The organism is Shewanella decolorationis S12, from assembly GCF_000485795.1.
Classification (GTDB): Bacteria; Pseudomonadota; Gammaproteobacteria; order Enterobacterales; family Shewanellaceae; genus Shewanella; species Shewanella decolorationis.
This window is the reverse complement of sequence record NZ_AXZL01000063.1, coordinates 21967-46537: the sequence shown is the minus strand read 5'-3', so window position 1 is coordinate 46537 and position 24571 is coordinate 21967. Positions and strand designations below refer to the sequence as shown.

The window sequence follows — 24571 nt, the reverse complement described above, 5'->3', positions numbered from 1 at the left end:
GTTTTTATCTCTTAAAATGTTCTTGCAGGATTGGTGGGCGTATCCTTTTGTGCCAGCGTCCATTTCGCTATTACATCCTTACGCATAAAACCTACTTTTGCGTGTTCCTTAGCATATTGAATAAACTTGTCTAAGGCATTGGCAAGACCTGGCGCCCCCCCGATACGGTCGTGCACACTGATTGACATCATCCGCCGCTGGGATGCGCCTTCCTGATAAAGCATATCGAATTCGTCTTTAAGCTCCTGCAAGAAGGCGGCAGCCGTCATCGCAGTATTGCCACCAAAGCGACCTATATCATTGTTACGTAAGGTATAAGGCACCACAGCAAACGGTTTACCCTGCACAGGGATAATTGAAGGTTCATCCCTTGATAGATCATCAATATGATAGATAAAGCCTAAATCCTGCAGGATATTTAAGGTTTGGGTGCTGTGGCGCATCCAAAACGCATTAAACCCTATGGGACGCTGGCCGGTAATCTTTTCTAAGGTATTGATACTCTGGATGTAAGAATCACGCTCCTGCGCTGGCGACATACTGTATTGCGGTGTCCACGTCTGCCCATGGCCTGAAATCTCATGGCCTTCATCCGCCACTTGTTTGGCAAGTTGTGGATGTAATTCGGCGGCGCGGCCCACCATGTGGGATGTCACCTTAATATTGTGCTTACGCCATAAACGTAGCAAACGCGGTATCCCCTCATTCATCCCGTAGTCGTACCAACTGGGGGTAATAGTATCAGGATAACCCTGCTCCATTGGTGGAAACGGACCTTCGGCGTTTTTATCCTGCGCGCCAGCCTCAAACTGCATGGAGATAGAAATCACTAGTTGTTCGCCATTAGGCCAAAAACGCTTATTCATACTGCCTCCAACAGAAGTTTGTGTTTGATCATCGAGTGCCACTAAACCTGGTAACCCCATGGAAAAGGCTGATTGACTTAGCCCTACACCCGCCACCAAAGCACCGCCCGCCTGTAGACTGGTCTTTAAAAATTGTCGACGTGGGTTCATGACTTGGCTCCTGTGGTCACAGCTTTAGCGGCAAGCTGGCTAAATAGCGTCTGATAATCCTCAAGGTGCCAGTTGTCTGTGATAAAACCATCACGCACTCGGTACATATCTACGGCGCGAAAATCAATTTTTTGCCCTTGTCCACGCTGTTCACCAAAGACACCGGTAAAATGGCCATTAAAGCGGAGACGCACAACCGCACGGTCACCGACCACCAGCAGGTGCTCAACGGTTACCGAGAGATCGGGCACCGCCGCCCTGAAGTGCTTAGAAGCGTCGAGCGGACCAGTAATCCCCTGTGCACGACCTTCTGGCAAGGTGCGATCGATAAAACTGGTCGCTAATGCCCAGTGGGCAAATGTTGGGTCGCCTGTATCCCAAAAACTAGCGTATAGCAAAGCGGCGTGGGCAATAGATTCAGCCTGTGGTGAACCATCGCTGATCAGCTCCATTGCCGTTACCTTAGGAGTAAGAGCGGTTTTGACATCAACACTGGCTTGGGTTGAACCCCCTTGAGCGGCAAATGCCGTCATGCTTAGACTCGCAAGCGCAAAGCCTATAATGGCTAAGCCGAGTAATCCTGAGCTCCATAAACCGACTTTTATCCAAGGCGCAACGGCGCAATAAGTACGATGTTGCATTATGCCACCTCATCATCACTAGAGCGGATCACAGCTCGCAGCGCCGTTTGATAACTTGGATAATCCGTATATCCAGCCGCACTGCCACCAAATAATGGCCCCTTATCGAAGGGTGATAGGGGTAATTGATTGGCTAAACGATAGGGCAGATCGGGGTTAGCGATAAAGGCGCGACCAAAGGCCACTAAATCGGCATAACCTTTTTCGATAACCTCATTGCCACGCTCGACATCGTAGCGACCCGCCACAATAATGCTGCCTTTAAACACTTTGCGTAGCTCGATTCTGAAGGACTCTGGCACTTGCGGCGCATCGTCCCAATCGGCTTCCGACAAGTGCAAATACGCTACGCCCATGGCCGATAAATGCTTAGCGGCTAACAGGATAGTATCGACTATCTCAGGGCAAGCCATGTCCTTAAAAGTCACATAGGGCGCGAGGCGAACGCCTACTTTATCGGCGCCAATCTGGGCACTTACCGCTTCAACCACTTCCAATAAAAAGCGAATACGTTTTTCGGGCGTGCCGCCATAGGCATCGGTTCTGTGATTAGAGTTAGTTCGTAGGAATTGGTCGATGAGATAACCATTACCACCGTGGATTTCGATACCATCGAAACCTGCGGCAACGGCATTTGCCCCTGCCTTGGCAAAGTCGGCCACTACGCGGTCGATATCTGTTTGAGTCATTTCCCTCGGCTCGGGGCAGTCCACCATTTGCCCCTCGGGATGCTGCTCATCAACAATCCACACCTTAGTGCCAACAGGGGTTATCGCCGAAGGTGCAATAGGCGCCCCGCCCTGCTGAAAAATGGGATGGGACACTCGGCCCACATGCCAGATTTGATTAAAGATTTTACCGCCCGCTTGATGAACCGCCGCGGTGACTTTTTTCCAGCCGTCAATTTGTGCCTCGGTATAAACGCCGGGGGTAAAAGAGTAGCCTTGGCTGTCGTCCGAAATTTGGGTCGCTTCGGTAATGATCAGACCTGCCGAAGCACGCTGGGCGTAATATTGCGCCATTAAGTCGTTGGGAATATTCCCAGGCTGTGTGGTACGCGCCCGAGTCATCGGCGCCATCACGATACGATTTTGTAATGTCAGTGCCGCTGACTCATAGGCTGTAAATAAACTCATATGCACTCCGAACCATAAATGAAGTTTGAATATCTGAGTGCAATAGTGCATTAATTAATCTATATTGATAATCAGTCAAATATTTAAATCATTTTCAAAAATAATTTGATATGTACCATATAAACGATCTACAACTCGCTCTTCGTATCGCTGCGCTCGAAAGCCTGTCCGCCGCCAGTAAAGAGGTTGGTATGACGCCCGCCGCCGCTAGCGCCGCCCTACAACGGCTTGAAAAAAAGTTAGGTTGTCAGCTGTTTGCTCGCTCCACTCGGCGATTGCAACTCACGGAAGAAGGGCGAATATTTCTCGATGCCGCCAAGCCTGCCCTAGTTTTACTCGAAACCGCTTCTGCCAATTTGGCCGAACATAGGGGCGAACTCAAAGGTGAAATACGTATCGCTCTCCCCTCTGATATTGGCCGCACGCGGATCCGCGGTTGGTTAGATGAACTAATGGATAGTGCGCCAGATCTCTCGATCCAACTCTATTTTGGCGACCATATGGCGGATCTTATCGATCAAAATATCCATTTAGCCCTACGCTATGGTCAGCTTGAAGATTCCAATCTAAAACGACGCCAACTATCGATGACGCCAAGAGTGCTCGTTGCCTCCCCCGCTTATCTTGCTCAACATGGAGAACCACAAACACTGAACGAACTGAGTCAACACCAAGTGTTGATCTTAAATCGTGGAGGTGAGCCATGGCAGAAGTGGAAATTCAGCCACAATGATGAAGCCGTAGAGATTGAAGTGAGAGGAAAACGCTTTTGTAATGATGGTGCCGTTGTGCGCGATTGGGCACTGGCGGGGCGAGGTATCGCCTATAAAAGTTGGCTCGATGTGGCACAGGATGTCACCGAAGGCAGGCTAAAGCTTATCCTAGCCGATAAACTCGCACCTCCGGTGCCACTGCAATTGGTCTATCTGCAAACCGACTATCCAAGCCATAAAATACGCCGCACCATTGAGTTTTTAGTGCAAAAACTGCAGCAATTTAGCTTGGAATATCCAGCGCCTTAGAGGCAACTTGGCTGACTAAAACCACGGTGACTCTGGCTAAATTTGTATCGTTATGTTGTAAAAGGGAAAACTAGCCTTTAGGTAGCACCACAGTTACCACGCACCCCTGCTGCCAAGGCAATCTAGCGAGTGTCGATTGCTGACAATTTTCAATTTGAATACTGCCATGGTGGCGGCTAACGACATCCTTGCAAATGGCTAAGCCTAAGCCAAGCCCTGCATCCTTGGTGGAGGCAAATGAGGCCATCAACTCGCTAGCCTGCCCTTGTAACCCTTCGCCATTATCTATGACTAATACCTTGATTTCACTAGAGTGATAATAGATCTCAATCCTTAGCTGCCGTGCTCGATTATCCTTGCAGGCCTCCAGCGCATCGAGACTGTTTTTCACTAGGTTGACCCACATTTGGCTTAAGCCAACACTGTCACCCATTAATTCATAGGGATGGCCTTCAACTTCGACAGTGACTTGTACCTCGGCGCGGTCTAACTCGCGCCGCAGCAGTGCGAGGGCTTCTTTGACGACTAACGTCACATTCAGCGGCTCAGCCTTGGCCTGACGGCGCTTAAGCAAACCGCGAATTCGGTGTACAACTGCCCCCGCCCGTATCGATTGCGCGTTGATTTTACCCAAAATATCATAGAGTTCAGGATTATCCTGCCCCAGCCTTTCTAGCTGTATCATAGCGCCTTCACTGTATTGAGTAATGGCGGCTATGGGTTGATTTAGCTCATGGGCTAGGCCAGCACCAATCTCCCCGAGAATCGCCGCACTCTGCAACCGCTCTAGCTGCAAGGCTTTATCCTTTAGCTGCCGCTCGGTGCTGACCAAAAACTCGCTCTTTTGGCGAAATTTATACTCGAGCCACAGGTGATAAATGGTCGACACGATAAAAATCAGTAGTAATACCCCGCCCCACTCTTTGTTTTTCTCCATCCATTTATAGACGGTTTGATACAGGGGCGGCGCCGCACCTTGTAGTTGCAACTCTTTAAATAATTCAATCACCTTTAGCTGACTCACCGGCGCCGTCCAACCTAAGGTATCAGCGGTAATCGCCGCCACATGGTCGGCGGGCAAGTCAAACAAAGCACGGGTGATTTGCATGGTAATACGCGGCGATACTGTATCCGCCGCCGCGAATGACCAGTTGGGGTAGAGCTGAGTGCTGACCTCACAATCATAACCAGGCGGATTGGTTGGATGAATTACCCGAAAATCGGCCTGATTAATAAGTCCGGTTTCAATCATTTCCTCTAGAGTACAAAAAGGCGCAATGGCGGCGTCGGCATTACCGTCGCGCACTTGATAAATCAGGGGTTCTAAAGGGAATCCGAGAAATTGTACTCGACCAAAGAATTGCTCCGGCAAATAACCCATTTTATGCAGCAATCCCATCGCCGCTTGATAGCCACCAAGCGCCTGTGGATCGCTGGCGACCACATTCTTACCCCGTAAATCCTGCAAGCTGCGTATAGGGCTGTCGGCGCGCACAATAATGGTGGCGCCGATGGTAAAAGTACTGCCCTGATGTTTGCGGCTTTTCATGGTAGCTAGCCACGAGAGTGGGAAATTATTACTCAAGTGCAAATACTGGCCGGGGTTAGTGACAATAAATTGCAAGTCGTTGCTAAGCAACTGGCTACGCATACCATTAAAGTCGACGGGTACGACTTCAAAACGGCTATTAGGAACGTTTTCACTAAGGTAATCCATCATAGGCTGCCAGCGCTGTTTCGCCTGTAACACGCCATGATTCGCCAGCACCCCGACTTTAAATTCATTGAGGGGAAGTTCTTCATCGGCATAGGACAAATTGAGCCCCATCAGACTCAAGAAGCAAGTCACCACCAGCGCCCTACACCAAGTTCCCATTGCTATCGCCTTGTCTTATATGCCTTTGTTTTAGGAATACTTTATACGCTAGGCAAAAATTAAGCTGTGAATGGCGCCAAACTCTGATATTTACCCAATGGGATTTGGCTAATTTAGTGATACACCTCCCAAGACCTAGGCTTAAAATTGAGCCTGCACCCCTGCAGACTTAAGCTAAAGAGAGCCACAAACCACCGCAAGGGAAACCATGTCAACAAAGCTGCCACTGTATTTAGTCGATGATGATGAGGCGATTCTCGATTCCTTAGGCTTTATGCTCAGACAATTTGGCTATCAAGTACAAACCTTTAGCAGTGGACAAGACTTTTTAGCCCAATGCCCGTTAACACAGGCTGGCTGTGTGATTTTAGATAGCCGAATGCCGGAGATCACTGGCCAAGAAGTACAACAAAAACTGCTTGAAACCCAAAGTCCGCTAGGAGTGATCTTTCTCACGGGACACGGGGATTTGCCCATGGCATTAAGCGCTTTCCGCAAGGGCGCCTGCGACTTTTTTCAAAAACCCGTATCGGGCAAGGCCCTAGTTCAAGCCATTGAAAAAGCACACAAATTAAGCCAAACAAGTTTTGAGCAACAGCATCTACAGCAAAAATTTGCCCAACTGACCGAGCGCGAACAACAAGTATTAGCTCATGTGGTTCAAGGCATGACCAACAAGCAGATCTCCGAAGCCATGTACTTATCCCTAAGAACCATCGAAGTGCATCGGGCTAAGATTATGAAAAAGCTCGAAGTGAACAATATGGCTGAATTAGTACAGCACTTAGCCCACCTAAATACACTCTTACCAGAGTAATCCAATAAACCTCGAAAGATGGAAACGATCGAGAGCCAGTTAACCGATTCAAGGCATAGACACTTAGCTTATCTGCTACCTGCTGTCGATTAACCAACTGCAATCAACTGGGCACCTGCGACAAGCTGTCGCAGTTTGCATCTTATGCTTTGTGTCAAACACCATTCACTGCCACACTCAGCTCAGGTTCTCTCCTTTATGTCCCGTAGGCATTAAAGATCCACTGCTTTAGAACCTTCCCCCGAGTTCGGCCAGTGTTCTCGGGGCTTTTTTATCACTCCTGTTTTGTCTATAAGGCTCGCCCCTCAGCCGCCAACAAAGTAAATTAATTCATAGACTCAGAACATTCATGATGATTTGAGGTCATAATCAACAACATAATTAGCAGACTCAAACGTAATCAAGGAAGAATTTATGTCTAAGATCATCATCAACCTCTCTTTTAGTCTTTTTATGCTTGGCTCCCTAAGCGGATGCCTAACAAACACACTGGTCAGTGATAGATGCAACCAAACATATCCAGCTGATCAGCAAGAATGTGACAAAACAGACGCCGCCATCTATACCGCTTCAGCATTATTAAAAGACTCAGATAAAGGCCAAAGCTGCGCCGATATGTCCGGCAAGGCGAAGGAAGATTGCTTAGCCCAACAACAAGCGCTTAGAGAATCACTAGACAAACACTCTCGTAAGTAGTCTCAAGGAAGATAAATGCAAGCTTCTGTTTTTATTGCCGTCTCACTCGACGGCTTTATTGCCTCGCCCAATGGGGATATCGACTTTTTAAATCAACACCCGAGCCGTAATCCCGAAGAGGATTTTGGTTACTACGCCTTTATCGAAACGGTTGATGCCATTGTGATGGGACAAAAAAGCTTTGAAAAGGTCCTGTCCTTTGACTGCGATTGGCCCTATGAATCGCTGCCCGTGTTTGTCTTAAGCCGTCAAGGCATTTCAATTCCCGTAGAATTAAACACTAAGGCTGAAGTTCTTAGCGGTGATGCTACGAGTATTAGTGAGCAACTAAAGAAGCGCGGTTTTAAGCATCTCTATATCGATGGCGGGCAAACCATTCAGGGATTTCTCGCGGCAGGACTCATCCAGGAGTTAACACTCACGCGCATCCCAACCTTGCTTGGTTGTGGCATCCCTCTCTTTGATGGCTTGGCCCACGCGATTCAGCTAGAAGCCTTACACACTCAGCAATATGACAATGGCTATGTGCAAAGTCGATATAGAGTACTTGGTTAATCGATAGTAAATCTTACCTGATACTTGGCAAAGCTGACCGACTCAGCTTTGCCAAAAACCAGTTAACAATGTAACCAGTGTGTTAATTAAAAACAATTACTATCAATAGCTTAATGAACATCTACAAAAATTACGCTAAAATACAGTCATCTTAGCAACAGGTGAGCAGTATGAGCCGTCTACACACATCTAAGGGATTTACCCTAATCGAACTGGTGGTCGTTATCATCATCTTAGGGATTCTTGCCGTGGTCGCGGCCCCTCGTTTTATGAATCTCAGCCAAGACGCCCACGATGCGCGGGCAAAAGCCGCCTTCGCCGCTTTTACCTCTGGCGTAAAGCTGTATCACAGTTGTTGGCTGACGGGCGGACACTCGGGCTACACCCAAGATCTTGCCTGCTATGGTGATGGCACTGTCGACTCCACCACTACCGGCTTTCCCCTCGGAAAAGACACAGCCCAAAGCGGAAACAAAGGCACGCAATTACAAGGCGCTTTTTGCGGTGAGCTGTGGCAATCCTTACTCGATAATCCGGACACAGTCCTCGCCACTCACTTCGATTGGCAAACAACCCCCAATGTCGATATCGTCTATTGGTACAGCGGCGGCGCAATAACCGACTCTAACACTTATTGTTACTTTAACTATGTGTCGGATGATCGCCGCCTTGGCAGCGAGAATTGGGAGCTAAAATACTATCCCCTCGATGGCCGCACCGTTGTCGGCCGCTCTACCTTATCGCAGTAATATCCGTTACCAGCCACAGGGCATAAAATCCCCAACGCCCTGTGGCTTTTTCCGCTTTCACTTGAAATCTAACCATCCATCCCCATATCTATTCCATCATCCACCGCAGGATTTTCATTGCGGGCAAGAGAAGAGGATTCAAAAGTGACCACTATCGTATCAGTACGCCGTAATAACCAAGTTGTCATCGCCGGCGATGGCCAAGTCTCCCTAGGCAATACCGTCATGAAAGGTAACGCCAAGAAAGTGCGTCGCTTATATCACAACAAAGTGTTGGCAGGTTTTGCTGGCGGCACCGCCGACGCTTTTACCCTATTTGAGCGTTTCGAGTCCAAGCTCGAGATGCACCAAGGCCATCTACTACGATCGGCCGTTGAACTGGCCAAAGATTGGCGTACAGACCGCATGCTGCGCAAACTCGAGGCCATGCTGGTGGTCGCCGATGCTGAAGCGTCACTGATCATCACAGGTAACGGTGACGTAGTGCAGCCAGAGCATGATTTAGTCGCCATTGGCTCGGGCGGTAACTATGCCCAAGCTGCGGCGCTGGCACTGCTGCAAAATACTGAATTATCGGCGCTGGAAATTGCAGAAAAATCGCTGACTATTGCTGGCGATATCTGCGTATTCACCAATCAATTCAAAACGATTGAAGAACTTAATTACTAACAGGGCGTGAGGAATATTATGTCTGAAATGACCCCCCGTGAGATTGTCCACGAGCTGGATGCCCATATTATCGGCCAGAAAAAGGCCAAACGTTCCGTCGCTGTTGCCCTACGTAACCGCTGGCGCCGCATGCAATTAGATGCCGATTTCCGTCAAGAAGTTACCCCAAAAAATATTCTGATGATTGGCCCAACTGGCGTGGGTAAAACCGAAATCGCCCGCCGTTTGGCAAAGCTTGCCAACGCGCCGTTCATCAAGGTTGAAGCCACTAAGTTCACCGAAGTGGGTTACGTGGGTAAAGAAGTCGAGCAAATCATCCGTGATTTAACCGACATCGCCATCAAGCTGACCCGCGAGCAACAAATGGGCAAATGCCGCCAACGTGCCGAAGAGCACGCTGAAGAGCGTATTCTCGATGCTCTGCTGCCCAAGCCGAAAAATGACTGGGATAACACAGATAGCGATACCAGCTCCAATACCCGTCAAATCTTCCGTAAGAAGCTGCGCGAAGGCCAATTAGATGACAAAGAAATCGATATCGATGTGGCGCAGCCACAAATTGGCATCGAAATCATGTCGCCACCCGGCATGGAAGAAATGACCAACCAACTGCAAAGCCTGTTTAAAAACATGGGCCAAGCACCGGCTAAACGCCGCAAGATGAAGATTAAAGAAGCCTTTAAGCTGTTGATCGAAGAAGAAGCGGCCAAACTGGTTAATCAGGAAGATTTAAAAGAGCAAGCCATTGAATTGGTTGAGCAGCACGGTATCGTGTTCCTCGATGAAATCGACAAGATCTGTAAGCGTGGCGAAACCTCAGGCCCAGACGTGTCCCGCGAAGGCGTACAGCGCGACCTGTTGCCTTTAGTTGAAGGTTGCACAGTCACCACTAAACACGGCATGGTGAAAACCGACCATATTCTGTTTATCGCCTCGGGTGCATTCCAAATGGCCAAACCCTCGGATTTAATCCCAGAGTTACAGGGCCGTTTACCGATCCGCGTTGAGCTAGATGCGCTATCAGCCGATGATTTTAAACGCATTTTAACCGAGCCACACGCCTCACTGACCGAGCAATATATCGCGTTAATGGCCACCGAAGGCGTGACCATTGAGTTTGCCGAGTCGGGCATCGAGAGCATTGCTAAGGCGGCATGGCAAGTGAACGAGCGCACCGAAAACATTGGTGCCCGTCGTCTACATACCGTGATGGAAAAGCTGATGGAAGATATCTCCTATGATGCGTCCGACAAGTCTGGCAGTTCATTTGTGATTGATGCCGATTATGTGAGTGCTCACTTAGATAATCTGGTTCAAGACGAAGACTTAAGCCGCTTTATCCTGTAACTAGGGCTGTTATCCAAGCCTGCAATGTTCGGTATCCAAGATACCGAACATTCGTGCAAAATTGTGACTGTGGCTAAGGCTTACACTTTGTAACCTTAACCACAAATTGTTATGTTACAGCTTGTCCATTCCCCGTATTTTCTTGGCACTACCTATGACCACTAGCACACCCAATGTCACCGATCTTAAGCTCAAGCGTAAATCGCGCATTTTAGAAATCAGCTTCGATAACGGCGAGCTGTATCAACTCAGCTGTGAGATGTTACGCGTCTATTCCCCCTCCGCCGAAGTGCACGGTCACGGCAACCCTAAGTTGGTCACCCACAAGAAAAATGTGAATATTACTAGCATCGAACCCGTAGGTAACTACGCGGTAAAAATCGTCTTCGACGATGGCCACGATACCGGCCTATTCTCCTGGCAAGTGCTTTACAATCTCGCCACTCACCAAGTGGAACTATGGGAAAAATATCTAGCTCGCCTACGTGCCGAAAAGGCTTCCCGCGAACCGCTGATCGCGATGAACATAAAGTACAACTAATAAATTAGGATAGCTGGCTGTTAATTGTGATATTTAAACAATTACATTACAGCTAACGACAGCTGTTTAAGAGTATTCGGCCATAGATTAAGCACAGTTATTCCAGTGACACGCCGTAAATATATCCCTATAGGCTCGACGGCGGCATCTGCTGCATATGGAAGTGCGAATGCCGCGATCACATGGATGTGAAAGAGCGGCCATGCCGCCAACGGTCACTTCCATAACAATGCTTAATTCCGCTAATCTCTGCGTATGCTTAAACTCTAAAAACAGGTCATTTTACAATGGGTAGTTTGTGAATCTGTTACTTCTCTTGCTGACCTGAATATCTAAGGAAAGATAATGTCGGAAAAAGTCCCCTGCACAGCCTGCCAAACTTTAATCATGCCCAGCACCGCCGAGCGCAACGCGGGCTTATGTATGCCCTGCAAAAACGGCAATCGCGAAAATATCGAACAGGCAAAAGCCTATTACCAAAAGGAGCGGGAATTAGATAAAACCTGCCCTTTTAGAGCCCTGTGGCGAGAGATAGTGGTGCAGGTGCATAACGATAAGCAGGGCTTTCACACGCTAAGCGAAGCGGCGCAGCACTATTACGCAGTCAATTGTCTTTCGGGCGAAGTCTACAACGGCGGCTTTATCCAGTACTTCGATAACTCATCGGGTGAGCATTATGCTGTTGCCGAGCGTGGCCTTGAGCAAATTGGCGCTTTGCACTCGTTAGCCCTATTACAACAGGCTAAACAGGCGGTATTTGGCGACCATCCCGTCCCAACAGACAGAGACCAACGCCTCGCCGCAACCGATAATCCAGTAGCAGAAGCCAGACTCAATCAACTCGATGATGAGTTTTATAAAGACTTGGATAATCTTGATATCAAGCTAGAGATCTATGCGATACAAACGGGATTGGTTAGCGCAATCGAATGATTGCGGGTTTATTGTGAGTACTTTACGCAAGTAATTAAGCGGCGTGTTAACTTAAACTATCAGTATTTCATTAGCTTAACGTCGTGGGGCTTCACCCCACACCCGACCAAGAGGGGATCAACAGCAATTCCCTTTTGGATCTCCCTTGCCGCCCCTAGCGAAGTTACATGCATTGATTACTAGCCTTGGTCTTATGGATAAATTGCTATCGCTTCCGAAGGCAACGTCCCTGTACCTGCGAAAGCTAGCCGGTCATCCATGACCGGACTCTCGCAATTTATTCCAACGCCCCGCGGCAACTTCGCAGGGGGAGGTGAACTTCTGTAACTTCTATGTAGGTTGTGAGTATCAAGCGAATCTTGTCTTAAGCACTGTTTAATAATGATACATATATATTTTTGTTTACGTCATAATTGATTATACGATAAAGTAAAACATAACCTTATTACATCACTAATAGCCAATACCATGTTAGAACAAGTTGTTGTTACCGAATCCTTCAAAGCAATATTTAATGAAGCTATCGCCTTTATTAAGTCAAAATCAAAGTCTTTTAAAACCCTTAACCAAATAAAGCTTGAAGATGCATACGCTAAAGCAGCAAACGTCGAAAACGTTAAAACCATATGGCAAATAGACAAAAGCGTAAACTTAAATGAATTCTATCACCCATCAACAATTAAAGTATTAGACCAGCTAATATGTGTAGACTCTTTAAATATATTCCCTGAAAATGGTAAAATTGTTATCCAAGGTACCGCTGGACAAGGAAAATCCATTCTCTTAAGATATTTGGCAGGAGTTAATCTAAAAAAGGGAAAGACTATTCCTATTTTTATTGAACTTAGAAAAATTACTGAAAAAACAAACCTTTCCGCCTTAATAGCAATGTCCATGTCAGATCTGGGCATTAATATAGAGGAAAAGGATCTTGAATTTATATTTTCTTCTGGAAAATTCACGTTATTATTGGATGCCTTTGATGAAATACCAGAATCATGTTTAAAAGACACTCTGTTATCCATAGAAAATATTTGTGCTAGGAATTATAATCAGCAAATAATTATTACATCACGCCCGGGTTCAGACATCCAAAAAGTATCTTATTTTTCAGTATATAATCTTCAACCTCTAAAGCCCCCCGATTTCAAACCTATGCTGCAAAAATTCTTTGACGATGAAGTAACTGTTCATCGAATAATGAAAGCATTAAACGAAAATAATAGTACCATTACTAAGTTAATAACCACCCCCTTACTATTAACCTTATTGGCCATAACATATAAAACGTATCATAAGATACCAACCCAACTTCATGAGTTTTATGAAAATATATTTCATGTATTAGCTAATCGACACGACGCAACAAAGCCTGGCTTTAGACGAGAATATAAATCAGGTTTAAATGAGCGTGAGCTAGAAGATCTCTTCTGTGCATTTTGTTTTTATAGCATGATTGAAGATAAGAGTTCTCTTTCAAGGCAAGAAGCATTAAGTGTCACTAAAAAGGCAATCCACTTCTTAAGTATAAATCCAATTTCTGAGTTTTCATTCTTAAGTGATTGCATAAAAAACACCTGCTTACTATTAGAAGAAGGTTTTAGTTATCATTACATACATAAAAGTATAAGGGAGTATCACTCAGCTAAATTCATTAGCATTAGCCCTATAGAGCTAAAAGAGAAGTTTTACACAATAGCAACATCAAACTTTTACAAATACAGAGTCGAGCTTGAGTTTTTAAAAGTAATTGACGAACACTGTTTTTACAAAAATTTCTTTCTACCAATCTACAGGAAAATATTTGATGACCTTGGAATCTCAACAGAATATAGAGAAGTCAATTATCAAGAATTACTTTTAGACTCAAAGATTATTTTTGAAAAACATGGTTCAGAGATGTTACTTCACGCCTTTGCATTTTCTGAACGACCTGCGTTAAACTTGGATTACATGAACGACCTTCATGACAAACTACTTAATTCAATATTCAAACTAGTTAGAAAGTTTGAGATAAACCAAAAACAATCTGAACACATATTAATTACAGAAATAATAAAAAATGAAGGCCTTGAGGATGAATTCAATATCATCATTAACGAATGCATAGAAACAATGTTTAAACGATACTCTGAGGCAAACTTAAAGTTCAGAAGTAAAAATGAATTAATATCAAATATGAGCTTTTAAAGTGTATGACAGGTAATGAATCCCCCATCATATGCAAAGTTACTGACTGGCATTGAAGAAAATCGCGTGAGCGAGGTATGGTCGTTCTCTTGCATCGATGCACTTCACGACATTCAGGCATCCTGCCTATCAGATGCCGAGATAGCGTCAATCGAATCAGGGACGATCGTCTGACGCGATAGCATAAGGACGCTAAATGCCCAAGGGGCTTTCAACTCCATAGGGGCGTCTTGGCCGATGTGAAAACAATAGGCAAGGAGGATAGGACGAGCAGTCCTCCTTGGTCGACTCTTTGTTAAAAATCAGGGGGTGAAGCCCCACGACGTTGACTTTGACGTTGCTTTTAAAAGCCTTTTAAACGCAATAAACGAAGTTTACAAATAAACCTTATTGTCGAAATCCCGACAAATACCCCGCCTTGTGATCCTCACAGTGCTGCAATCCGTAATGTTCAGCAATATCCCATCGCGAAATATGTAATCGCGACTGTCATTCACCAGAGTCCACCTAATGCAATTACGGCAGCAATCACAGCAGCAATTACAGCACTTCCATACGGTCAGGCTGATTTTGGGCGATCAGCTTAATGCCCAGCATAGCTGGTATAAGCAAGCCGATCCTAAGGTACTGTATTTAATCGCAGAATTGCATCAAGAAAACACCTATGTGACGCACCATGTGCAAAAGATCTGCGCGTTCTTTGGCGCTATGGCGCAGTTTGCCAGCGAGCTAGGCGATGCGGGGCATAAAGTGCGTTACCTCACCCTCGACGAAACCCAAGACTTTGCCGATCTTAATGCCTTACTCCAACACTATGTTGCCGAAACAGGGGCGATTAAGTTTGAATATCAACGGCCTGACGAATATCGACTCCTCGCGCAATTAAGCCAGTTGAAGTTGGCCAATGCCGTTGTAAATTGCGTCGATACGGAGCACTTTTTATTGCCCTTTGACGAAATTGATAGGGAGTTTCCTCAAGGGCAACACAGGCTGATGGAGCATTTTTATCGGCGAATGCGCAAAAGATTCAATATCTTAATGACAGATGGCAAGCCCGTAGGCGGTCAGTGGAACTTTGATGCGAGCAACAGGCAAAAGCTTAAATCCCAAGATATCAAATCGCTCCCAACACCCTTGATGTTTGGCCACAATGTGCAAGACATTCTCGCTCGCCTTCAACGCCATGGGATTAATACTATGGGCAAGGCGGATACGCGTTTACTCTGGCCGATAAACCGCGCGCAAAGCCTCGAATTACTTCAGTATTTTTGTGAATACTGCCTACCCGCCTTTGGCCGGTTTCAAGATGCGATGACCCAGCAACATCCCTCGCAGTGGAGCCTGTACCATAGTCGGCTGTCCTTTAGCCTAAATGCCAAACTTATCAGCCCATTAGAAGTAATCAATGCGGTGATTGAGCACTATCATGCCAATCCTTTTATTGAGATAGCCCAGGTCGAAGGCTTTGTTCGGCAAATCCTCGGCTGGCGAGAATATGTGCGCGGTATCTATTGGGCCAATATACCCAACTACGCCAACATTAATGCCCTCGAGGCCACGCGCAAGCTGCCAGACTACTTTTGGCATGGTAAGACTCGAATGAATTGCCTGCACCACGCCTTATCTCAGTCACTCGATTACGCCTATGCCCATCATATTCAACGCTTAATGGTGATTGGCAACTTTTGTTTATTGACCGAAATAGCCCCCGATGAGGTGGATAAGTGGTACTTAGGCGTATATGTGGATGCGATTGAATGGGTCGAAATGCCCAACACTCGCGGCATGGCGCTATTTGCCGATGGCGGCATAGTCGGCACTAAACCCTATGCCGCGAGCGGCAGTTATATCAATAAAATGAGTGATTACTGCGGCAGTTGTCATTACAAGATAAAAGAACGTAGCGGCGCCCTTGCCTGCCCATTAAATAGCCTTTATTGGCGCTTTATGGATAAACACCGCGCACAATTCACCCACAATCCACGCATCGCCATGCTGTACCGCACTTGGGATAAAACCGATGAAGCGACAAGGCAAGCCATTCTGGCAACGGCCGAACAACATCTGGCGCAACTTGAACGCCTTTAAAGGCTTATTCGCATGGGAGAAACGCGATGAATATTTTGGTATTAGGTGGCAGCGGTGGTATAGGTCACGCCATGGTGAATAAGCTGCGCGAAACCTATCCCGAGGCCACTATTCATGCGACCTATAAACATCATCAGCCAGATACTGGGCGAGGCGATGGCGTTATCTGGCATCGGCTGGATATCACCCTTGAGGAGGAGATTAAGCAACTGAGTCAAAACATTCCCCAATTAGATTGGCTAATCAACTGTATTGGCATGCTACACACCGAGGATAAGGGGCCAGAAAAAAGCGTGCAGGCACTCGATGGGGATTTTTTCCTGCACAATATCAAGCTTAATACGCTGCCGAGTATAATGTTGGCAAAACACTTTGAACCCACGTTAAAACGCAGTACATCGGCAAGATTTGCGGTGATATCAGCCAAAGTCGGCAGCATTAGCGATAACAGATTAGGGGGTTGGTACAGCTATCGCGCCTCAAAGGCGGCGCTGAATATGTTCCTTAAAACGCTATCGATTGAATGGCAAAGAACGATGAAACACTGCGTGGTGCTAGCACTGCATCCCGGCACTACGGATACGCGATTATCCAAACCTTTTCAGCAGAACGTGCCCAAAGAAAAGCTGTTTACACCAAAGTACGTCGCCCAATGTTTGGTGAGTATTATCGCCAATGCCACACCAGCACAAACGGGCACCTTTTTGGCCTACGATGGTATTGAGCTGCCTTGGTAGCGATACAAACATTTAGCACTAATGCAGATAAACCTTGGCAGCTTTCAGTACTGACAGCGCTTAGCCCTGACAATTCTTAACCTTCACAAAAGTAGGCATAATTGATTCGGCAGCCTTGCCCCCATACAGCCGTCCAAGTATTCACATCGCTCATATAACCAAAGTGGATTGCCTGTGATGTGTCACACTCCCCTTGAAACGGCGCCTTGTTGTCATTAATAAATTGCGCCGCAGCCGCCAAAATATCACTGCATGCCTCATCATCGGCAACTAACCAGATAAAGTCTTCGCGACAATCATCCCTCGCAACCATCTCTTCGGGTGAATATAAGTCCAGCTTTTGCTTGAGTGTTAACCACTGCTCGGGCGAAACATTGCAGGAGATTGCCAGCTTATCAAGCACCCCAGCACCGCCAGCCCAAAAGGATAAATCAAAGTCTAACTGCTGCAGTTCGGGGGCAAAGCCCAATAGGTTTTCAATCACTTGCAAGCTTTTGGCTAAATCGGCATCGGGCCTGCGATAACGTACCTCAATACCATCATACTCACGCATGCGACGACTCCTTTCTTAAGTGCATTGCCCTTATTTGAGCGGCCCGGTTTCACTCACGGGTTTCTTTAATAACTTACGCTGCAAGGTACGGCGGTGCATACCCAGTTGGCGGGCGGTAGCCGACACATTGCCCTGATTGGCATTGAGCACTTGCTGAATATGCTCCCATTCCAGCCGTTTAGGGCTGAGCGGCGAGTCATCGATTTCATCCTCGGGCAGCGCACTCGCCTGACTGTTCACCTCGAAGGCGGCCAACAAGGTTTGAGTATCGACGGGTTTGGCAAGATAATTATCCGCGCCGAGGCGAATCGCCTCTACCGCAGTAGCAATGCTGGCGTAGCCGGTTAGCAACACCATGATCACCTTAGGCAACAGATTACGCAGGGGCACGATTAAACTCAGACCATTGGCCTCGGCCAGTTTCATATCCAGCAGGATATGGCTAGGGCAAAACTCCCGCGCCACCAGCAGCGCATTACTGGCATCGTGACTTAAGCGGCATTCGAAACCATGGCGAGTCAACCGCCGCGCAAGCACGCCTGCAAGCGCCTGATCATCTTCAATAATCAATAGCCGTTTCATAGCACCTCCGCAGTCGTGGCCGATGCAGTAGGCTGCAAGAGGGTAAAACGAATTTGCGCCACAGTGCCCCCTTGAGGATGATTGGCGAGGATCAACTCTGCGCCCAAACGCTCGAGGCTGGCGTGGCTCAGCAGCAAGGCCACGCCTAAGCCTTTGGGGCTCTCGATTAATAAGGTCCCCAATTGTGGCAATAATGAGGGAGCGATACCCGCGCCATAATCACGGATCTGCAAATAGATCTGCCCTTCACTTGGCGCGCTATCGAGACTGATATCCACTTGGGCGACGCCTAAGGTTTCGGCACTGGCGCGGGCGGCATTTTCAATCAAGGCCATAATGGCTGGAGTTAAGCTCATATCGGTTAAGATCTGTTGCTCTTCCAACTGCTTAGGCGCGCAGGTGATCAACCAATTGAGTTCAGTTTGCGGCATCAACAACTGGGTTTTCTGCTTTAATCCAGCCACCAGCTCAGTGATCTTTTGTGGCCGCTGACGACGGTCGCGAATCGACTCAGTCGCCAGCCGCAGCTCGGTTAAGGTATGTTCGCAGCGACCTAATGCAGTCTCCATTTCAACTACAGTGAGCGAAGGTTCGGGTTGTTCGTCCCTTAATTCGTCGAGCAATAATCGCAGTGTCGATAGCGGCGTCGCCAATTGATGGGCCATTTGCGCTGACACAGTACCGAGCGCCAATAACTGCTCCTGCCGCAGTTGTCCTTCGCGCATATAGGCAAGCTGCGCATCCTGACGGCGCATGCGCTTGGCAATCAAGGCCACACTCGTAGTCAATACCAGCGCCGAAATCACAAAGTTAAACCACATACCGAGATAGTGGGAACTCATATCCATACCGTGGTGATGCATTTGCGACTCAGGTACGGTAAAAATCATCAGGCTGTAGGCAAGCGTAGAGATCGCCGTCAGGCTCCAAGGTGCCCAAATCGGCAGAGTCACGGCGGCGAGCGCAATCGGTAATAGCAGTAAGGAGATAAACGCATTGGTCGCCCCGCCCGAAAAATACAGCCAAGAGATCCAAAACAAGGTATCGAGACTCAGGGCGATAAACAGGCCACGCTCTTTCGCAAACAAAGGCTTACGCAATGCCAAGGTGAGCGACAAATACAGCACCTCCAGCACAAACACATGCACCAGCGGCTCCATTTGCAAACTCAGGCCAAAGGTGTCGGCGGCAAATAACGTCAAACCAATTTGCAGCAATAAGCCTAAGGTTCTAAGCAGCGCCACTTGGTCGGCGGCTTGCAAATTTGTGCCTAAAATCTTAACCATGGTGATTCCTTAAACGACAGCCTACCGCTGCCAGTGCCGCACTGGATTGAGCGAGCGCCTGATTAAGCCCTGCGCTAAATTCCAACTCAGAATAAATGCCCAGCGCCGCTAAACGCCCACAACTTAAGGTGCAATCTTGCGGCCTTTTGGCGCTATCCATAGGCGTTGGCTCAGGAAGTAAATGCGCAGTACCTATCCCCAGCAGTTCACCTAAGCTGAGCAGCATCTGATACTTAGTCATGGTTTGCGTGGCACTAAAATGGTAAATCCCCGACACATCGGCGCCGTCAGCCTGCCGCTGGATGAGCTTAGCGATGGCATTGGCAATATCCGCCGTCGATGTTGGCGCGCGAATAGCCCAATGGTCGACCCGCTGTGGTCTGCTATCCAACAATTGATTGATTAGTACCAATACCGCAGATTCGCTCAGTTGAGTCACTTCGCCGTAGAGGATAGGTAAACGTAACACCGCAAAACCGCTGTCGATGTTGAGCACACAGGTTTCGCCCTGCAATTTAGACTCGCCATAAAAATTGACCGGATTGGGCGCGGCATCTTCGGCATAGGGAGGCGTTGTGCCATCAAACACATAGTCGGTGGAAATATACAGCAGCCAAGCGTGATGGGTCTTGGCGACCTCGGCTAAGGTTTGGCTAGCACTAAGATTCAGTGCTAAGGCATGTTCTGGCGAGCGCTCGGATACATCGGGACGACGCTCGGCGGCGCAGTGCACTATCACCTCGGGCTGCTCGCTAGCAATAAAAGCTTCAACCTCGACGGCTTGGGTTAAATCGAGTTTATGGATATTCGCCTCGGCGCGGCTAAAACCTGTGGCAATCACCCTATGACCCACGGCGGTTAACTGTTTGACGACCGCCCTGCCGAGTAATCCAGTTGCGCCCGTTACCATGATATTTGCCATATTGCCCCGCGATCCTTAGCCATTCATTTGGCTCATAATTCTAAAAGCTTTTCATATTCAACGCACTTGTTTACTCTTATTTACCAGTGCTTAACCGCATCGAATTTGTACCACTTAACCCAATTAACGACCAAAAGGCTGAATTTGACTCAAGCACTTCCCCTTATTCTTGCAGGCCCCATGCTGCGCCACTGCGACACCTCACACTTTACCCTCTGGTTTGTGAGCCGTGAGCCGTTAAGCGAATTACAGCTTACCTTAGAGAAACAAAGTTACCCGTTAACAGAGGAAGAAGTGCACAGCGTGCCACTCGGTCAGCATGCCTTTCAGTATTTACTTCACCTGTCGCGCCCTGAACTGCTTACGCCCCAAACGGTTATCCAATATCGCGTATCGGCCAAGGGGATTGATGACCTATTTAATAACGTCAAAGCGTTGGGTTATGGCGATGCCGACTCGCCCCATCTTTACTTTAGCCAAACACTGACACAGGTATGGCACGGCTCATGCCGCAATCCTCATCACCACAGTGAGGATGCTTTAGTCGCCGCCGACACCAAACTCGCCCAGCTTATCGATAAAGGCAATAACGAACGCCCTGCGCTATTGATGCTCAGCGGCGATCAGGTCTATGTGGATGATGTGGCAGGCCCCATGCTATCCGCCATAGGTCAAGTGATCGAAAAACTAGGTTTGCACCATGAAGCCTTCCACGGCGCCAATATTGCGGGAAGCGAAGCCATAAGTTATCGGCCCGAGCATTTATATTTACGCCATAAGAATCTGCTGCCACGCACCGAATATCCCGCCAAAACCGCGCTCTGGCGCTGGTATATCAATCATCCGATTTTTACCTCATCGATTGCCGAAAACCATTTGGTCAGTCTCAATGAGATGATTGCCCTGTATCTGCTGACTTGGTCACCCGAATTATGGGAGCTTATCGACTTACCCAAGGAAGTTGAGGGACTCTCGGCGGCGAATCAGCTACGTTGGCAACGCGAATGGCAAAATCTATTGGCCTTTAAGGCGGGGCTCAAACAGGTTAGGCGCCTGATGGCGCATATTCCCGTGTATATGATGTTCGATGACCATGACATCACCGACGATTGGAACCTCACCGCTAAGTGGGAACAGGCTGCCTACGGCCATGCCTTTTCAAAACGCATTATTGGTAATGCCTTGATTGCCTATACCTTATTCCAAGGTTTAGGCAACGCACCGAGCCAGTTTGATGCCGAGGTTCGACCGTTGTTAGATGGTTTTTTCGCCCGCCCAGCGCCAGAAACCCAAGATGACTTAATCGATCTATTACTCAAATTCGAGCAATGGCATTACACCTTAGACACTTCGCCTAAGCTGGTTGTGTTAGATACCCGCACCCGCCGCTGGCGCAGTGAATCTAATCTCGCCAAACCCTCAGGCCTAATGGATTGGGAAGCCTTAATGGACTTACAACAGGCGCTACTCGGCCAATCTAAGGTGATTATTGTTTCACCCGCGCCGATGTTTGGGGTCAAGGTGATTGAAGCCGTACAACGTATGGCGACATTTATAGGCGCTTCACTGCTAGTTGATGCCGAAAACTGGATGGCGCATCCAGGCGCCGCCAATACCCTGCTGAGTATTTTTATGCACCGCAAGACTCCGGAGCAATTTGTGATCCTCTCGGGGGATGTGCACTACTCCTTCGCCTATGACATCAGCATTCGCTTCCGCCGTAGCAGCCCTAATATTTACCAAATTACCTGTAGCGGGATTAAAAACCAGTTCCCCGAGAAACTACTGCCGTTTTTCGATAAGCTCAACGGCTGGCTTTACGGCCACTTCTCGCCGTTAAACCTCTTCACTAAGCGTAAGCGAATGTCGCTGCGTGGTCGGCGCCCTAATGGCGAGCGCAGCAAGCGTTTAGTCAACCGCAGTGGGATAGGAATTTTGGCGTTAGCTGAAGATGGTGAACCAACAAAAATTGCGGTTTTACATGGGGATATGACCGAGACTCGGTTCGAACCACCGAGACAGGAATAGCTTAAACAGGGTTGTGTTTTGCCGCTTCAGAACTGGTTGCTCCCGCTCCAGAATCCACAGGTTTAGCGGTGGCTTCTTGGTTAGGCAAGCTCTGTTTAAATAGCTGGGACTCAAGGCGTTTTTGCGGCGTTGCATCATCACGCATCTGATCCCAAACGCCCTTGAGCTGTAACGACACATCAGTTTGATTGTCAGCATCCTGCATCGCCTCGGCACTCGGTTTCTTCGGCTCGATCACCGCGCTGGCTTTACGGATTTCCGTCGTCAGCTCTTGTACATAGGGATGCTTAGTCCAGCTGCCAAAATACATGGCGCCCAGCAACACCGCGGCACAGAGTAAAATTGAAACGATTGCAGATTTGGTCATTCTATTGAGTTCCTCAAACAATCAGCGTCAGACTCCTTACAACTCATGAGCATAACAGAGTCTGTATTCTTACCATTGCAGAGAAGCTCACACAATCATCTTGCAGTACCCCACTTTTTACACTGTGGCAATAATGCTTTCCGCTGACTAAAACGTTAATCCATCACATTCAATATCGTGCGAGCGACCACTGATTGGATCGACAAAACGTAATCGCTGCGCCAAGAGTTGTAGCGGCTTGCTAAAATCATCCGGTCCTTTAGGGTATAAGGTCGGATAAAAGCGGTCATTTAACAGTGGCATACCCAGGCTTTGCATATGGACCCGTAGCTGGTGTGTCTTGCCCGTAATAGGGCTTAACTCGAATAAACCAAACTCCCCATGAATCGCCACTAAGCTGATTTCAGAGTGGGTATTTGCCTCTCCTTCGACTATTTTCATGGTGAAACTAGGTTCACTGCGTTGCATCCGATTTTTCACCGTCCAATGCAATGGCAGGGTTAATTCGCCACTGGCATATTGCGCCATTATCTCTGGGGTGAGTTTGGCAATCGCTTGATAATCTTTACGGATCGCATCATCGATAAATAGCTGATGATAAATATGCCGCGTCTCGGGGCGAGTCGTCATCAGGATTACGCCTGCGGTTTCACGGTCTAACCTGTGTGCAGGAGCGATAGTGTCTATCCCAGTGCTTAAGCGTAATCTGTGTACTAGGCACTCATTGACATAATCGCCGCTGGGGGTGACGGGTAAAAAATGCGGTTTGTAGGCCAAGATAAGATTGTCATCTTGAAACAAAATCGGCGATTCGAAGGGAACTTGTGCCTCGACGGAGACTTCACGGTAGTAATAGGCCCTCGCCGTCGGGCGATAGGCAGTCTCCAACCCAATTAAGCTGCCATCTTGCCAATGTACTTTACCGTCGAGGATCCGCTGGCGCCAAACCGCTTCGCCAATATGGGCATAATGGTCGATCAAAAAAGAAAATACCGTTGGTTTATCAACCACTTCTAAAGGAAGAACCACAAAGGAAGGTTGGGCGGCACGGGCGGTTTGAGTCATAGAAACAACTAGCGGCTACAATGAGCCGCTATTTTAGCCTCGGTGTGGTTTTTCAGTCCACATGGGACTTGATGAGTTGCAGGACAAAATCCATAGTTTTATGGCAGTCGGGTTGATTTACTAGCACCAGCTTATCGCGGTTATACATGGGCAGCACTTCTAACCAACGCTGACTCACCCAAGCCGCATCCTCTAAATGCACTTGGGAATACAGCTCCAGCAAGTCAGGGTTCACCTCATAGAATTGCTCCAGCGCGGCACTGATCAGCTCGAACTCCCCTTCAATCGGCTCTTCTTGCCAATTTTGACAGGGCAAAGTGCGGGACATCCACAGCTTATCTTTTGCTTCTGCCGCCGAGAGAATGCTAACTCTTTGTCGCCCCTCTAACACTATGCTGAGGGACTCATCTTCCAGTTGGTTGAAATCGATGATGTCGCACTGAGTGGCTGTGGGATAACAGGGAGGAGTACCACTGGGTTTCATCGCCGCAAAGGCTAAATGATATTTGCCTTTCAAGACATCCGCGACCATACGTAATTGACCCGGCTCGACCACGCGGACTTCAATCCTTCCCTGTGGCAGCAACAAGGCATCGCGCATAATTAACGCCATTTCTCGTGTTTGCATAGCAACCTCCTGCCCACTGACATCGGAGCGAACAAAAATTAGCCACTCCTTATTAATTTAGAGTGTAGCAGGAGAAATAATTTCCTTCCTAAAGTCGCTGACAGCAAAAAAGAATTTAGGCTTGCTT

Annotated in this window: 24 protein-coding genes; 13 read left to right on the top strand and 11 right to left on the bottom strand. The window is 47.8% G+C overall.

Translation table 11 applies throughout. From position 1 onward, the window contains the following. Positions 1–11: 11 nt before the first annotated feature. The 3 genes from SHD_RS09450 to SHD_RS09440 are packed head-to-tail and all read right to left on the bottom strand — an operon-like array spanning position 12 to position 2793. Positions 12–1016 (bottom strand): polysaccharide deacetylase family protein, encoded by a 1005-nt coding sequence (locus SHD_RS09450; RefSeq protein ID WP_023266900.1) that lies wholly within the window; start codon positions 1014–1016, stop codon positions 12–14. Beyond that, a complete protein-coding gene (locus SHD_RS09445; RefSeq protein WP_023266899.1) occupies positions 1013–1657 on the bottom strand; it encodes an ester cyclase in 645 nt (214 codons plus the stop codon). The genes SHD_RS09450 and SHD_RS09445 overlap by 4 nt, the downstream gene beginning before the upstream one ends. Then, positions 1657–2793, bottom strand: a complete 1137-nt coding sequence (locus SHD_RS09440; RefSeq protein ID WP_023266898.1) for an alkene reductase — start codon at positions 2791–2793, stop codon at positions 1657–1659. The genes SHD_RS09445 and SHD_RS09440 overlap by 1 nt, the downstream gene beginning before the upstream one ends. A 110-nt stretch (positions 2794–2903) precedes the next feature. On the opposite strand from SHD_RS09440, the gene SHD_RS09435 reads away from it, so the two are divergent. Continuing rightward, on the top strand, positions 2904–3815 hold the full coding sequence (locus SHD_RS09435; protein WP_023266897.1) for a LysR family transcriptional regulator: 912 nt from the start codon (positions 2904–2906) through the stop codon (positions 3813–3815). A gap of 70 nt (positions 3816–3885) precedes the next feature. Here SHD_RS09435 and SHD_RS09430 read toward each other — a convergent pair whose 3' ends face one another. Then, complete coding sequence (locus tag SHD_RS09430; RefSeq protein WP_023266896.1) at positions 3886–5691, bottom strand: sensor histidine kinase; 1806 nt, start codon at positions 5689–5691, stop codon at positions 3886–3888. Between the two features lie 208 nt (positions 5692–5899). On the opposite strand from SHD_RS09430, the gene SHD_RS09425 reads away from it, so the two are divergent. The 11 genes from SHD_RS09425 to SHD_RS09375 all read left to right on the top strand — a co-directional run bounded on the left by SHD_RS09425 (position 5900) and on the right by SHD_RS09375 (position 17013). Continuing rightward, positions 5900–6508, top strand: a complete 609-nt coding sequence (locus SHD_RS09425) for a response regulator transcription factor (protein WP_023266895.1) — start codon at positions 5900–5902, stop codon at positions 6506–6508. 414 nt (positions 6509–6922) lie between these two features. Continuing rightward, entirely contained in the window at positions 6923–7204 is a 282-nt protein-coding gene (locus SHD_RS09420; protein WP_023266894.1) for a hypothetical protein, read from the top strand. A gap of 15 nt (positions 7205–7219) precedes the next feature. Continuing rightward, the gene (locus SHD_RS09415) at positions 7220–7759 is read left to right on the top strand and encodes a dihydrofolate reductase family protein (RefSeq protein ID WP_023266893.1); all 540 of its coding nucleotides are present in this window, start codon (positions 7220–7222) and stop codon (positions 7757–7759) included. A 170-nt stretch (positions 7760–7929) separates the two neighbouring features. After that, the gene (locus SHD_RS09410; RefSeq protein WP_023266892.1) at positions 7930–8508 is read left to right on the top strand and encodes a type II secretion system protein; all 579 of its coding nucleotides are present in this window, start codon (positions 7930–7932) and stop codon (positions 8506–8508) included. 144 nt (positions 8509–8652) lie between these two features. Continuing rightward, complete coding sequence (gene hslV, locus SHD_RS09405) at positions 8653–9177, top strand: ATP-dependent protease subunit HslV (RefSeq protein ID WP_011073856.1); 525 nt, start codon at positions 8653–8655, stop codon at positions 9175–9177. Between the two features lie 18 nt (positions 9178–9195). Next, on the top strand, positions 9196–10524 hold the full coding sequence (hslU, locus tag SHD_RS09400) for an HslU--HslV peptidase ATPase subunit (protein WP_023266890.1): 1329 nt from the start codon (positions 9196–9198) through the stop codon (positions 10522–10524). A 154-nt stretch (positions 10525–10678) separates the two neighbouring features. Further along, positions 10679–11065, top strand: a complete 387-nt coding sequence (locus tag SHD_RS09395) for a gamma-butyrobetaine hydroxylase family protein (RefSeq protein ID WP_023266889.1) — start codon at positions 10679–10681, stop codon at positions 11063–11065. 345 nt (positions 11066–11410) lie between these two features. Beyond that, positions 11411–11998: a DMP19 family protein gene (locus tag SHD_RS09390; protein ID WP_023266888.1), complete on the top strand. Its 588-nt coding sequence runs from the start codon at positions 11411–11413 to the stop codon at positions 11996–11998. A gap of 468 nt (positions 11999–12466) precedes the next feature. Beyond that, entirely contained in the window at positions 12467–14188 is a 1722-nt protein-coding gene (locus SHD_RS09385) for an NACHT domain-containing protein (protein ID WP_023266887.1), read from the top strand. A gap of 510 nt (positions 14189–14698) precedes the next feature. Next, on the top strand, positions 14699–16276 hold the full coding sequence (locus SHD_RS09380; protein ID WP_023266886.1) for a cryptochrome/photolyase family protein: 1578 nt from the start codon (positions 14699–14701) through the stop codon (positions 16274–16276). Positions 16277–16302: 26 nt separating this feature from the next. Then, positions 16303–17013, top strand: a complete 711-nt coding sequence (locus SHD_RS09375; protein WP_023266885.1) for an SDR family oxidoreductase — start codon at positions 16303–16305, stop codon at positions 17011–17013. Between the two features lie 76 nt (positions 17014–17089). Here SHD_RS09375 and SHD_RS09370 read toward each other — a convergent pair whose 3' ends face one another. Genes SHD_RS09370 through SHD_RS09355 form a run of 4 tightly spaced genes read right to left on the bottom strand, consistent with a single transcriptional unit; the run spans position 17090 to position 20356 of the window. Then, positions 17090–17566 (bottom strand): hypothetical protein, encoded by a 477-nt coding sequence (locus tag SHD_RS09370; RefSeq protein WP_023266884.1) that lies wholly within the window; start codon positions 17564–17566, stop codon positions 17090–17092. Between the two features lie 30 nt (positions 17567–17596). Further along, a complete protein-coding gene (locus tag SHD_RS09365; RefSeq protein WP_011624258.1) occupies positions 17597–18148 on the bottom strand; it encodes a response regulator transcription factor in 552 nt (183 codons plus the stop codon). Further along, on the bottom strand, positions 18145–19434 hold the full coding sequence (locus SHD_RS09360) for an ATP-binding protein (protein WP_023266883.1): 1290 nt from the start codon (positions 19432–19434) through the stop codon (positions 18145–18147). The genes SHD_RS09365 and SHD_RS09360 overlap by 4 nt, the downstream gene beginning before the upstream one ends. Further along, positions 19427–20356: a dTDP-4-dehydrorhamnose reductase family protein gene (locus SHD_RS09355; protein WP_023266882.1), complete on the bottom strand. Its 930-nt coding sequence runs from the start codon at positions 20354–20356 to the stop codon at positions 19427–19429. Before SHD_RS09355 ends, SHD_RS09360 begins: the two co-directional genes overlap by 8 nt. A 180-nt stretch (positions 20357–20536) precedes the next feature. Here SHD_RS09355 and SHD_RS09350 point away from each other — a divergent pair, with 180 nt between their 5' ends. Then, positions 20537–22384: an alkaline phosphatase D family protein gene (locus SHD_RS09350; RefSeq protein ID WP_023266881.1), complete on the top strand. Its 1848-nt coding sequence runs from the start codon at positions 20537–20539 to the stop codon at positions 22382–22384. Position 22385: 1 nt separating this feature from the next. Here SHD_RS09350 and SHD_RS09345 read toward each other — a convergent pair whose 3' ends face one another. The 3 genes from SHD_RS09345 to SHD_RS09335 form a co-directional block, all read right to left on the bottom strand. Beyond that, positions 22386–22751 carry a hypothetical protein gene (locus tag SHD_RS09345; protein WP_023266880.1) on the bottom strand — a complete coding sequence of 122 codons (366 nt, stop codon included), beginning with the start codon at positions 22749–22751 and terminating at the stop codon, positions 22386–22388. Between the two features lie 147 nt (positions 22752–22898). Continuing rightward, complete coding sequence (locus SHD_RS09340) at positions 22899–23816, bottom strand: pseudouridine synthase (RefSeq protein WP_023266879.1); 918 nt, start codon at positions 23814–23816, stop codon at positions 22899–22901. Positions 23817–23868: 52 nt separating this feature from the next. Continuing rightward, entirely contained in the window at positions 23869–24444 is a 576-nt protein-coding gene (locus SHD_RS09335) for an LON peptidase substrate-binding domain-containing protein (protein WP_023266878.1), read from the bottom strand. Between the last annotated feature and the right edge of the window lie 127 nt (positions 24445–24571).